This is a genomic window from Caldisphaera sp. (assembly GCF_046536515.1).
Lineage (GTDB): Archaea > Thermoproteota > Thermoprotei_A > Sulfolobales > Acidilobaceae > Caldisphaera.
Map to the genome: position 1 here is coordinate 1 of NZ_JAWDMQ010000035.1, position 13,349 is coordinate 13,349.

The 13,349-nt window shown below is 30.3% G+C and carries 12 protein-coding genes and 1 tRNA gene; 7 read left to right on the forward strand and 6 right to left on the reverse strand.

Translation table 11 applies throughout. The features are described 5' to 3' along the window. Positions 1-604: aminotransferase class I/II-fold pyridoxal phosphate-dependent enzyme (locus RXO53_RS05765; RefSeq protein ID WP_410713298.1), on the reverse strand; the 604-nt coding region annotated here is incomplete at its 3' end. A 112-nt stretch (positions 605-716) separates the two neighbouring features. Further along, entirely contained in the window at positions 717-2,630 is a 1,914-nt protein-coding gene (locus RXO53_RS05770; protein WP_410713299.1) for an arginine--tRNA ligase, read from the reverse strand. A gap of 198 nt (positions 2,631-2,828) precedes the next feature. Between RXO53_RS05770 and RXO53_RS05775 the strand changes: the two genes are divergently transcribed. The 4 genes from RXO53_RS05775 (at position 2,829) to cas4 (ending at position 7,896) form a co-directional block, all read left to right on the forward strand. Beyond that, positions 2,829-3,722, forward strand: a complete 894-nt coding sequence (locus RXO53_RS05775) for a hypothetical protein (protein ID WP_410713300.1) — start codon at positions 2,829-2,831, stop codon at positions 3,720-3,722. Positions 3,723-3,839: 117 nt separating this feature from the next. Then, on the forward strand, positions 3,840-4,091 hold the full coding sequence (locus RXO53_RS05780; RefSeq protein ID WP_410713301.1) for a hypothetical protein: 252 nt from the start codon (positions 3,840-3,842) through the stop codon (positions 4,089-4,091). Beyond that, positions 4,091-7,276 carry an isoleucine--tRNA ligase gene (gene ileS / locus RXO53_RS05785; RefSeq protein ID WP_410713302.1) on the forward strand — a complete coding sequence of 1,062 codons (3,186 nt, stop codon included), beginning with the start codon at positions 4,091-4,093 and terminating at the stop codon, positions 7,274-7,276. Before RXO53_RS05780 ends, ileS begins: the two co-directional genes overlap by 1 nt. Continuing rightward, on the forward strand, positions 7,225-7,896 hold the full coding sequence (cas4, locus tag RXO53_RS05790; protein WP_410713303.1) for a CRISPR-associated protein Cas4: 672 nt from the start codon (positions 7,225-7,227) through the stop codon (positions 7,894-7,896). Before ileS ends, cas4 begins: the two co-directional genes overlap by 52 nt. A gap of 6 nt (positions 7,897-7,902) precedes the next feature. Here cas4 and RXO53_RS05795 read toward each other — a convergent pair whose 3' ends face one another. Next, positions 7,903-8,952: a radical SAM protein gene (locus RXO53_RS05795; protein ID WP_410713304.1), complete on the reverse strand. Its 1,050-nt coding sequence runs from the start codon at positions 8,950-8,952 to the stop codon at positions 7,903-7,905. Positions 8,953-9,244: 292 nt separating this feature from the next. Continuing rightward, complete coding sequence (locus RXO53_RS05800) at positions 9,245-10,234, reverse strand: TIGR00269 family protein (RefSeq protein WP_410713305.1); 990 nt, start codon at positions 10,232-10,234, stop codon at positions 9,245-9,247. Positions 10,235-10,436: 202 nt separating this feature from the next. On the opposite strand from RXO53_RS05800, the gene RXO53_RS05805 reads away from it, so the two are divergent. Beyond that, entirely contained in the window at positions 10,437-10,925 is a 489-nt protein-coding gene (locus tag RXO53_RS05805; protein WP_410713309.1) for an NUDIX hydrolase, read from the forward strand. Positions 10,926-11,132: 207 nt separating this feature from the next. Continuing rightward, on the forward strand, positions 11,133-11,330 hold the full coding sequence (locus RXO53_RS05810) for a hypothetical protein (protein WP_410713306.1): 198 nt from the start codon (positions 11,133-11,135) through the stop codon (positions 11,328-11,330). A 26-nt stretch (positions 11,331-11,356) separates the two neighbouring features. On the opposite strand, the gene RXO53_RS05815 is transcribed toward RXO53_RS05810, so the two are convergent. After that, positions 11,357-11,665: a transcriptional regulator gene (locus RXO53_RS05815; RefSeq protein ID WP_410713307.1), complete on the reverse strand. Its 309-nt coding sequence runs from the start codon at positions 11,663-11,665 to the stop codon at positions 11,357-11,359. Positions 11,666-12,088: 423 nt separating this feature from the next. Further along, positions 12,089-12,195 (reverse strand) — tRNA-Asp (locus tag RXO53_RS05820). Positions 12,196-12,297: 102 nt separating this feature from the next. On the opposite strand from RXO53_RS05820, the gene RXO53_RS05825 reads away from it, so the two are divergent. Further along, positions 12,298-13,338 carry a Clp1/GlmU family protein gene (locus RXO53_RS05825; protein WP_410713308.1) on the forward strand — a complete coding sequence of 347 codons (1,041 nt, stop codon included), beginning with the start codon at positions 12,298-12,300 and terminating at the stop codon, positions 13,336-13,338. The last annotated feature ends 11 nt before the right edge of the window (positions 13,339-13,349 follow it).

Sequence of the window (13,349 nt, forward strand, 5' to 3'; positions counted from 1 at the left end):
CTGTATCAAATACAAAGAATCCATAAGGATCATCTTCTATAATTAATATATCATATTTATTTGCAATTTCTATTAGTTGTTTTCTTCTATCATCGCTCATAATAACTCCTGTTGGATTATGTGCTGTGGGATTCGTATATATAGCCTTTATTTTTCCTCCATTATTAATTGTTTTCTTAATATTAAATTCAAGGTTATCTATTATCAATCCATCCTCATCAATATTAGTCGGAATTGCTTTGGCGTTAACAAACTTTATTGCATCAAGAGCGCCAGCAAAAGTTGGGGATTCAACTACTATATAATCTTTAGGATTTAATATAGAAAAGAAGGTATAATAAATGCTAGACATACCGCCAGGAGTGAGTATAAGTTCATCATCTTCATTCTTGCTTATTCCTTTATTAGCTAAATATTCACCTATTGTTTTTTTCACATAGCTTAGTCCAGTTGCTGGAGTGTATTGTAAAGCTGCTTCGCCTTCATTAATTATAGATTCATGCAAAATCCTTGCGATTTTCTTATGTTGTATTGGTTCTGACCCAGGATACCCAAATGCCATATTTATCTTGATGTCAGCATTTAGCATCTCATAGATGTCCAATTTTAGCACCATCTTTTTGTAGTTGGAAAAATGGTGGTATATAATTTTTATTTAATTTTTGCTTAATAGATTAGATTAAAATAAACAATATAATTAAAATAATTATTAATAATTATATTTTATTTAATTTAGGTATACCCAATAAATATAATCCTTCTCCAAGAGTATTTTTAATTAATTCAACCAGTAAAGCCTTTCCTTCCTTAATTCCATAATCATTTTCTCTTATTACGTTGTCGTTCTCATACCATTGATTAAATTGGTCTGATAATGAGACTAAATAACTTACTAGATCTTCTGGCGATAAATCGTCAGCAGCTTTTGCTGAAATTAATGGAAACTTAAGAGTTTTTATTAGCATTGATCTTCTTAATTTATGGTTAACAGTTTCATTTTTGATTGCATCGTAATTTATTTTACCATGCTTTTCTAATATATTTAATGCTCTTACATAAGTATATTGTAGGTAAGGACCGCTATTTTCTCTTAAGTTTAGTGCCTTGTTTATGTCGAATGTTAGCGGTTTCATTGCGTTCAATTGAATCATTGAAAACCTTAATGTACCAACTGCAATTTTTTCCGCTATTTCATTTGCAACATCATTGTTTATATTTGGATTTCTATTTTTTAGCTCTTCTATAGCTTTATTTTTGATATCTTCTAACACTTCATCAAGGGTAACATATTCACCTCTTCTTCCATGCATTGCTTTTCCTGGAAGCCTAACAATTTCATAATCATAGTGAATTAAATTTAATGCTTCTTTTTTAAAACCAAGACCTAGCAATGCAAGCCTTATTTGCAATTGAGGTAATCTTTGATCTGCTCCTATTACATTAATAACTTTATCCGCATTCGTTTCATTAAATTTGTAAATAGAATATGCGATATCTCTTGTTGTATATAGTGTTGATCCATCACTCCTTCTTAATATTAGAGGAGGTAATTCAAAGCCTTTAGGTAAATTTATTATTTTTGATATTTTTTGATCTTCTTTTACTAGGTCATTTATTATAGAAGGGATGTCTAGGGCATCTGCATCTTTGAATTTTGTAAAATATTTATTATTTTTTGCTAAATTTATTACTCTATCAACTAATCCATTCCATACTATATCGCTTTCCCAATCCCAATTATCAAAATTGATATCTAGTCTATTTAATGTCTCTATGAATCCATTTAAAACGCTCATTGTCATAGATCTAATTAAGCTTTTCTCAGGCTCTAAACCTTTTTCATAATTTATCATTATGTTAGAAATTTCTTTTTCTGGATCGTTTAATGCATTTAAGCCAGAAAAAAGCTTATCAAAGAGATTATCAGGATCTTGAGATTTAAGTCTTGTTAAAACAGTTGCAAGTTTCTCAGCTTCCTCAATATTATTTTTCTTTTTGGCATTTAACGCATCCAAGGTTGTGCTAGAAACAGCATATACCCACCCTACTAATTTATCGGGTTTTACATTGATTTTCTTGGATAATTCCATAGGGTTTTCATTAATTGTTTTAAATCCAAGTGCAGCTATAACAACTTGTCTTCCCATATCGTCTATATAAAATCTTCTATTAACTTTATGCCCCCTAGCATTTAGAAGTCTTGAAAGTGTATCTCCAATGCATGTATTTCTTGCATGACCCATATGTAAAGGATGTATAGGGTTTGCGCTAGTATGCTCAACAACTATGCTTAATTGCTTTTCTGATTTCTTTGTTTTTATACCTCCACCATTTTTTATATAATCTGTAATCTTCTCAAATAATTTCACTTCATCAAATTTTATATTTAAAAAACCAGAAATCAGCTCTATATTAACTATTTTTAAATTTTTACTGTTCAGGCTATCATAAATTTTCAAAACTATACTCTCTGGGTTATTTAAAAATCTTTTTATAGGAAAAGAAAAATCTGCATATTCTTCTTTTACAGGTTCCATTAAGAATCTGAATACTTCTTCTTGGTTAACTTTTATTTCGTTTGATATTGTTTCTGCTATTGTATCTACAATCTTTACAAATGGATTATCCATTTCCTATTCCTCTTGTTTTAATTAAATTATAGTAGATATAAATGTTACCTAACTTTTATTTTACAATTTTGATATTAAATTTTTTATACTTTTTAATTAATACAATTCTATACTATTTTATTTATGATATATAGAAACGAATATATAGGTGCACACTTAATGTATTATTTCAGGAGATATGTGCACAGGTGATAACATATGAGCTTATTGCAAAACATACTAAATCCGACGGGTACACTAACTTTAGCTTCAATAATTTTCATATCTTATGTTTTGGGGATATTGCATGGAATTACACCAGATGAACATACATGGCCGATAACATTTAGTTATGCAATAGGAAAATACAGTGTAAAAGGGGGGTTACTCGCAGGTTTACTGTTTTCTTTGGGTTTTACTCTACAAAGGGCATTTTTAACAACTATAGGTTATATTGGGCTAGCAAAAATTTATCAAGTCTATAACTTAGATGGTCCTGTTTACATAACTGTAGGAATATTAATGGCAATTGCAGGATCATATGTTTTACATGGCAAATACATACATATTCATCTTATTCCGACTCATAGACATACTGAAGAGGCAGAGAGAGTTGAAATACCTAAGGATGTTCCATTAAAAATGACTATTGTTCATGGATTAATAGCGGGTTTTGGATTTGGTGCATATGCATCTATAATAACTTTTATTTTAGCTCCTAAAGTACCATCATTAATATATGCCCCGTTACCAGGTCTATTTTTTGGACTAGGAACTATGACAATGCAAATTATTTTGGGAGCGTTCTTTGGAGGAGTAATGAGAAAAATGGGCTATAGTGAAAATGATATTAAATTCGTTGGGAGCAAGACAGCAGGAAGCACACTATATTATGGAGGAATAGCATTCTCATTAATAGGCTTATTAATTATATTTATGCCATCAATAGATGACTTTGCAATATCAACAGGTCTTTCAATACCAAATTTAAATGCAATAGATATAGGGTTTATACTTGTAATTTTTGTAGTTGGAGCGATAGGGATAGGTAGTTTAGTTAAAACAATCTATGATTTAAAGAAAGGTAGGCTAAAGGTTATGGACAGGAGTTAATTAATAATTATTTTAATTGATGGACTTTACAATATTAGCAAATACTTTTGGTAAAACAAAAAATTAATTTTCTACCTGTATGTGTATATTTTGTGAGGATTAGAGAGGGATTAAAGATTGCAGCATAAAAAATTATATAGGATATATTTTACGGAATTTAACGATGAAAACTTTAAAAAAGTCGTAGATATTTTAAAAGAAAAATACAATTCTCAAGTGAACATAATGAAATCAAATGTGATAGATGAATTTAGGGCTATCGAACTTTATTTAGATAATGATTCATATTTAAATGAAATAAAGAGCTTAGTTACATCATTAACTGGATCTCAATATGTTAGGGTTGATTTTATAGATACATCTAGGTGATGATTAAATTGATAATAGATGACAAGTTATCAAAAGAGAAATATAATCAAAAAAGCATAGAAGAATGGGTTATGAATTATTGGAAAGATAAAGAAATATATAAAAAAATAAAAGAAAAAAGTAGTAAATCAAATAAGAAATTCTATTTTTTAGATGGACCACCTTATGCGAGTGCAAAAACAATACATGTAGGAACACTTTGGAATAAGGTATTAAAAGATACTTTGTTAAGATATTATAGAATGAAGGGGTTTAATGTATGGGATAAGCCAGGTTTTGATACCCATGGATTACCTATAGAAGTCCAGATAGAAAAAAAGCTAGGTTCTAATAATAAAAAGGATATAGTTAATAAAATAGGAGTTGACAATTTTATAAACAAATGTTTAGCATTTGTAAAAGAAAATATTAACGCAATGACAAAAGAGTTTCAAGAAGTAGGAGTTTTTATGGACTGGGAAAATCCGTATTTAACTTATGAAGATTCATATATAGAATCTGGATGGTATTTAATAAGAAAAGCGTATGAAAAAGAACTTCTGTATAAAGGGAAAAATGTATTGCATTGGTGTCCTAGGTGCGAGACCACATTAGCTGATTATGAAGTCTCTGAATATAAAGAGCTGGAAGATCCATCTGTTTATGTTAAGTTTAAAGTTAAGAATGAAGAAAATACATACTTACTAATATGGACTACGACTCCATGGACTTTACCAGCTAATGCATTTGTTATGGCTCATCCAGATATAGATTATGTTATGATAGAAGCTAACGATGAAAAGCTTATATTATCTAAAGAAAGACTTGGTAAAGTTATAGAAGAATCTAAAATAAAAGAATATAAGGTAATCAAAGAGTTCAAAGGAAAAGAACTAGAAGGGATGGAATATATACATCCATTGGAAGATTTAGTAAAGGCTCAAAAGGAGCTTAAGAAATACCATAAGGTTGTAATGGCCTCAGAAGCAGTAGTTAGTGGTGAAGGTACTGGTTTAGTGCACTCTGCTCCTGGGCATGGAGAAATTGATGCAATTGTAGGGAGCAGAATAGGAGCTCCTTTGATAAGCCTAGTTAATGATCAAGGTTTTATGGTTGAAGAGGCAGGGAAATATGCTGGTTTATATTTTAGAACTGATGCAAATAAGGAAATATTGAAAGACTTAAAGGAAAAGGGGGCACTTCTGCATCTGGGCAAAATAAAGCATAGATATCCTGTATGTTGGAGATGTAAAACGCCCCTATTATTAAGAGCTACAGAGCAATGGTTCATAAAGGTTTCTAAAATAAAGGATAGGCTAATTAAGGAAGCTAACAATGCTGAATGGGTTCCTACATGGGCAAAGGACAGATTTATGAATATTGTTGGTAATGTAAGGGATTGGGTAATTAGCAGGCAAAGATTTTGGGGAATACCATTACCCATATGGGAATGTGAAAATTGCCATCATATAGAGGTTGTAGGAAGTTTAGATGACATATTAAGATTGAATGGTAAAAGACCACTTAATATGCATAGGCCATGGATTGATGATGTTATATTAAAATGCCCTAAATGTGGAGGCCAAATGAAGAGAGTCAATGATGTATTAGATGTTTGGTTTGATAGTGGAATAGCATTTTATGCAAGCTTAAATTATCCTAAAAACAAAGATCTATATGAAAGCTTGTCCCCAGCAGACTTAATATTAGAAGGTCATGATCAAACAAGAGGATGGTTTTTCAGCTTATTGAGAAGCGGTGTCATAGGATTTGATAGTGTACCATACAGGAGAGTATTATTGCATGGATTTGTATTGGATGAACAAGGAAGAGAAATGCACAAGTCTGCGGGTAATTATGTTTCTTTTGAAGAATTAATCTCAAAGGTATCAAGAGATTTAATTAGACTTTATGTATTGCAAAATACTACATGGGAAGATTTAAAGTTTTCATGGAAAGGAACGGAACAATTATCTAGGAATTTCACAATAATATGGAACATATTTTCATTTGCATCAATGTATATGAGTTTAGATAAATTTGATCCAAAGAATAATAAACTAGAGGAACTTCCATTAGAAACAGAAGATAAATGGCTCTTATCTAGATTAAATAACCTGATAAGAAGTTTTAATAAATATTATTCATCCTTAGAGGTTCATAATGCTGCAAGATTAGTTATAGATTTCATAGTTGAAGATGTGAGCCATTGGTATTTAAAGCTTATAAGGAAAAGAGTTTGGGAAGATGAAGATACCCCTAGCAAGAGAGCGGCATATGCAACGCTTTATTATACTTTAAAGAATTGGCTATTGCTATCAACACCTATAATACCCTTCATTAGTGAATATCTGTATCAAAAGTTTGTAAAACCAGCAGAGCCAGATTTGCCTGAAAGTGTATCATTATTAGAAATTCCTGATGCAGATTTAAGTTATATAGACGAAAAGCTTGAGTCAAAAATGGAATTAGCGAAGAAAATTATAGAAAATACTTTATCAGCCAGAATGAAGGCAGGAATTAAAATAAGGGTACCAATAAAAAGCCTTATAATTTCGACACATGAAAATGGTGTGAAAGATACAATTAATGAAATGGAAAATTATATAAAAGAAATGGCAAATGTAAAGGATATACAAGTGGTTGGACAAGAATTTTTTGAACAAGCTAAAATATACAAACTTGAGCCAAATTATAAAGAGCTCGGTCCTTCTTTCAAGAAAATCTTACCTATAATAATTCAAGAGGTTAAAAACAAAGAAGTAGAAGTTGGGCAATCTTTAGTAAAAAACGGTTACTATGAATTAAACATAAATGGACAAGAAGTTAGGTTAGAAACTAAGCATTTCAAAATACAGGCTAGTTATCCAGAATGGTTGGAAGTATCGGAATCAGATATTGGAGTTATAGCAATTGATAAAAGAGTGAGTGAAGAGGAGCAAAGTGAAGGATTAGCAAGAGACGTTATAAGAAGAATTCAATATATGAGAAAAGAACTAGGCTTACCCGTAGATGCTTATATAGAAACATGGATTAAAACTGATGACAATGAGTATTTATCTAGTATTAAAACCTTAGAAAGTTATATTAAAAATGAAACGAGGAGCAAATCAATAAATTATAGCGATCCACCAGGTGATTCCTATTCGAAAGAATGGGAGGTAGAAGAAAAACGGATAACAATAGGAATAAAGCTAAAGCAGTAATACATCCAAGTGAACTGCATTCATATTTTTATTGCCCGAGAGTTTTTTTCTTTGAAACGCATGTAAAGAAGAAAAAAAGTATAGTAAAGAGAATTCGATTGTTTTTTGGTACAATTTTTCATTATACTTTTAGGTTAAGAGATTTAATAAAGAAATATTCTTACGAAATACCTATAGAAACAGATTTGGGAAACTTAATAATAAGGGGGAGGCCTGATGCATTTAAGATAGATAAATCATCTGCATATATTATAGAAAGGAAAAGTTCTAAACCGCCATATAAAGGAGCTTGGATTAGCGATATTATGCAAGCAGCTGCATATAGCATAATATTAATTAAGGAAAAGAATTTAAAAGAGGCTAAAATAGAAATAAGGTATCCAAATAAATCAAAAGTATTTGATTTAAATTCTGAAATTGTTTCAATGCTTATGAGAGCTTTAGATGAGATGCTTTTGGTAAAATACAATAAAATATTGCCGTATGCAAAAAGAGGTAATAGATGCAATAGTTGTCCATATAAAAAAGAATGTTTTTTGCTAGATGAGGGGTTGGAATTAGAAAGACAAGAATTATTTGAGCCAGGAAACTGGATAGAAAATCTTAATTTAATATATTGATATTGTTTATATCTTAGCAACAAATATATTGTCTTTATCTCTTATTATTTTTGCTTTTATATTCAAACCATTAATTTTTTCATTGGATATAACAGAAATTACTCTCATACAATTTTCATCAACACCTAAATATTCGTTTTTAAGCCAACCAATTCCAATGATTTTAATCTTTATTTTATCATTAACATGAAAAGGTTCTTCTATTTTTATTGATTTTTTAAATCCCAATTCCTCTGGTTTTACAAGTAATTTGTAGTCATACTCTTTTTCAAGATATTTAAGCCATGAATAAAACCTTTGCCAAGACCATACTTTTATTTTCTTTGGTTTTCTGCCAAAGTGATGTATTTCAAATTTTTGTATTAAGACTCCAGTGGGATAATTGATTTTTGAACCAGCTTTGTTTTCCTTAGCCCATTCTATTAAGTATTTTATTTCCTCTTCATTTTCTTCAGGTATAACAACTGGCGTTAATATTACATCAATATTTGTCTCCTTTAATATTTCTGCTGCAACTTTAAGTATTTTAGTTGAATTATACCACTCTACTCCAGTAAGAAATCTTGCTTTTTCCTGATTATAGGAATCAATACTTAAGTTAATTCTATTTAATCCTGCTTGATTAAGTTTTTTTGCTAATGGTAATGACAAAGAACCGCCATGAGTTTCTATAGCAATACTGTACACATTTGGGATTTTTTTAATTAATGATATCAATTTAATTATTTTTGGGTGCATAATTGGCTCTCCAACACCATCTATTAAAACTTCTATATCATTGTTTTTTATTGATGCTATGTTCTTAATCCACTCAAATAACCATTCCTCATTTACCATGTATTCTGATATTCTAAATTTTGAATTAGGGCCTGAATCGACACTACAAAAAATACAATTATGAAAACATGTAGTTATAGGTCTTACTTGTATTATATTAGTTCCTCTATCTATTAAGCCAAAAGCTATGTGACCCATTAAGGGGATTGGCTTATTTATATAATAAACAGGCCTTCCATAAAAATTTGAAACATTTGCTATTTTTATATCGCAATCCATTTAACTGACCTCCTCTCCGCCCTGAAGGGCGAGTTCCCTGAGGTCTCAAGGGTTACACCCCTTTTACGGGTATTACTCTATTATCCCCCAAGCCGATATTGCGGGAGAAATCGGCTCTTGCTTATCATGTTTTAACAGTTCATCGGCCTAGATTCATATTTTATTACACTTGTTAGTTGGGGTAGTTGCATACTCATGTTTCAGTAACGCATACCCCTTTAGCAGTTATCTCAATTTTTAATAAGTTTCTAAACTTAAAAACTTTACCCCGCTCCTAGAAGGGGCTTGTCGTTCACTTTATCACTTTTTTCGGGATCTTAATAGCATAATTAGGATTTTCTATACCTATATTAGATAATAGTTCACACAATTTACACACATTCCTTCCTAAGGTAGTAGGTTCTCCGCACTTTATACACCTATTTAGTTTTGTAGTAACTTCATTGGGTTGTATATAATCTAAAATTAAATCCAATGTCTCAATGAATTTTATTAGAGTTCCGGGGTTTTCTTTTTCATATTTATAGAGTTCTCTTCTTACAATTGCTCTAAGTGTAGGAGCTAGCTCTATATAAGGACACTCTGTTTGCTGAATATGATATTTTTTTATGAATGAAAATGTAGCTGTTTCCCATTCATATATTTTTCTTAAAGGTTTTATTCTCTTGACTAGCATATCATCATCAGCAACTTTTGCGTTCGGGTGTTGTTTAAGTAGGCTATTTATATCTCCTTTCATTATGTTTATTATGGCTGTTTGAGCTTCATCATCTAGATTATGCGCAGTAGCGAGTTTTGTCGCACCCATTTCTCTTGCATAATAATTCATTATTCTTCTCCTAGATGCACCGCAATATGTGCACGGTGTAAAATAATTCTTAGATTCTCTCGATTTAAGAAATATTTCATCCATATTATAACCTACGTAGTCTTTTATGCTAGTAACTATTACATCAACTCCTAATTCTTTAGCAGTGTTGACCAAAAATTTTGCATCTTCTTCTTTGTTATATCCATGTATTCCCTCGATAATATTTAGTCCAATAAGCTTATTTGACTTCGAGAAATATCTACTAAGGACGTCCAGCATAACATAACCATCTTTTCCTCCGCTTAGTGCCATCATTATCACATCATTGTTACTAATCATATTCCATTTTTTCATTTCATTGATGACTCTATTGCTAATATCTTCAATAAAGCATTCTTTACACAGCTTTCTGTTAGAATGTTGTTGATAGATTTCTGCAGGTCTTATATTGCATACATCACATTTTTTCATTCAGTTCACCGAGTTTATTATGCATTTTTATCTTCATAGATTAATTACAGACTTAGCAGTATTAACTTTTCTTATAAAAAAGAACATAAAAATTTTATTTAGATAAGTTATTTTGTATAAATCCAGGTGCATAGAATATATTCTTTAACAGTAATAATATATATTGGTAGGATAAGAAGGTGTCAACAAAACGTCTAACAGAATAGATGCTGCAGTTTTAGTTTTATTATATGGGAACCCTCCGAAGATACTAATGGTAAGAAAAAATTGTTTAGTATCTGGGCGCTTTTCATGCGATTTAGCATTTCCAGGAGGGCATATAAAAAAAGATGAAACATATATAGAGGCTGCTCTTAGAGAAGCATGGGAAGAAGCTTATGTTTTTCCTCGATATGTTGATATTTTAGGTGAGATGGAAGTTCACGAAACAGCTTCGCAACCAAAAGTAAGAGTATTGCCTGTGATAGGCATGTTAAAGGGGCCTATAGATGCAAAACCAATGGATTCTGAAGTAGATTATGTAATATGGGTTTCTTTAGATTCTATTAAAGAACCCAGATTGGTATTTCATCCTGTTAGAGGATATGTAAATGGATTTATGTTGCCTGGAAATCTTGTTATATGGGGTTTATCATACAGAATAATAAACGACTTGAAACAAAAAGAGTTTATTAAACTTAGATCTTCATAAAGATAATTGATAATATTTCTCTGACGGCTTCCCACCTTGAAGGGCTAGGGTCATCTTAGGGCGGATCATAGGTTTGGTTTACCGCCTTCATTTTCATCACTTCATAACTAGCGGGTTTTACCCACCCCGCTTTATTCGTCCTGGTCAGCACTGGCTGGGCCTTCAGCCAATTACCCCTATCCCTCAATAGGAGTTGGCCTTTTTCCCATGGACTTAGGAATATATCTTCATACATGTAGGAACATATACTTTGGTCCTGATTTAGGGCTTCCCTACGCTATATCACACTTCTTTTATCATGAAAAATCTAAATATCTTCTCATAAAAGCAGATGAACTTGGAGAAAAGATCGAGATATCAGATAAAATAAAACACTGTTGGATAGCCATACCAATTATAAAATAGATGAGAACTCTAAAATTTTTTAAAATCTAAGATTCTGCTTTAATACTTTCTTTATTTTTTAATATGCTTTCTTCTAATATGCTTTCTTCTAAAATTTCTTTTAAAGAATCTTCTGATTTTAATTTATCTAAAACCTTTTTTCCTAACAGGCTAATTTGATATATTTTATAACTTCCTCTAGAATATAAAGGATCTAAAAAGCCCAAATCAGCTAAGCATTGTATCGTTGCTAACACCTTATACCGAGGTACGTTTAATTTTTGGGCTACATCTCCTGGCGACATTGCACCTGTTTCCTCAAAATTTAACAATATATCCTTAATTATAGTTGTCAATTGATTTCACCATAAATTTAATAAATTTAAAAACTTTATAAGCAGTTAAGGTTATTATTACTAAAAAGTTTCCTATAATCATAACTTGTCATTTTTTATTTGTTTTTCTAATAGTTCTTTAATACATCTAGAGTTATCCATCCAATTGAAACAAGAATGTAGAAAGGAACAAAATGTTCTACTTAGTTTTTCCTTGAATTATTAGAATTTTTAATTAATTTCTCAGATGTGATAATTTTATTATAACAAAAGGAAACTTTGGCTCCTCTAATAGCTGTTAATTTAAATATTCTATAATTAAATTTCCAAACAAATTGCTAAACTATTGCATTAAACCTTCTAAATCCTTCTACTTCCATAAAGTATTTTCTTATAGGTTTATAGTTTAATGTCTTCGATTTCATAATTTATTAATTATTATAATGGCGCCGCGGCCGGGATTTGAACCCGGGTCACGGGCTTTCTGTGAGTTTTAACCCACATGACCTCTTGACAGGCCCGCATACTAGGCCAGACTATACGACCGCGGCTCGCCTTCTATTACAAGAATCAGAATCGTTATTTAAATTTTCTGTTAATATATATTTAATCTCGCTTAAGAAAGCAAATTAAACCAAAAAATAAATAATATTTTGGGACAAAAAGAAATGGGTTGCAATAATTATAATGGCTATTACCTATTGGAAGGTCCTTTAAAACTTGATTTAATAGATGGAAGCATAAATGTTTTGGGATTTGAACTAAACAATAAAAGTCAAAGAAGAAATATAATAGTACCTATTGGAAGGTCCTTACCTGTTATAGCGAATAAATCTTGCATTGAAGTAAGCCCATCACATAAAAATATTATTGAAGTTAAAGATAATATTTATTCTATTTTTTATGAGATATATAAAAAAGTTTCTAATAGCAAGAAGATTTTAATTATTGGACCCAATGATAGTGGTAAAAGCACCTTAGCTGCATTTTTAATAAATGCCTTTTGGTCTGACGGCATTAAAATGAAAATTATGAGTGCGGATCTAGGCCAAAATGAAATATATTGCCCGTCTTTTGTTAGCATATCTGATATAATACCTCCTTATATTCCTGGTTGGAGGGATTCAGTGAAAAATGTAAAATCTTGCTTTGTAGGTGATTTTAGTTCATATAAAAATAGGGAAAAATATATTGAATGCATAGAAAGGTTAGACAATGAAAACTTAATTATAGATACTGATGGTTTAATTGATGAAGATGCAATTAAGCTTAAACTATCTTTAATTCAAGAATTAAACATAGATACAATTATATCGATTGGAATTAACAATATAGAAAAATATCTAAATAAAAAAGTCAATTTAATAAACTTAGATAAAATTGTAAAAAAAGAAAAAACTAAAAATCAAAGAAAAGAAAACAGAGATAGATTAATTTCGAATTGCATATTAAACTCCAATAAAATTATACTAAAATTAAATGATTTAAAGATAATAAACGAACAAAACCTATTTCCTGGATATATAGCAGGAATTGAGGCAAATGATAGTAATCAATATTTTGGTATTATATATAAAGTCAGCGATGATAAAATTATAATTTTAACTCAATATATTGGAGAAATCAATAAAATAGAAATAGGTAGCATAAAATTAAATTTAAAAAATTACGAAAATTTATTAAAATTAAAATGAAAATATTTACC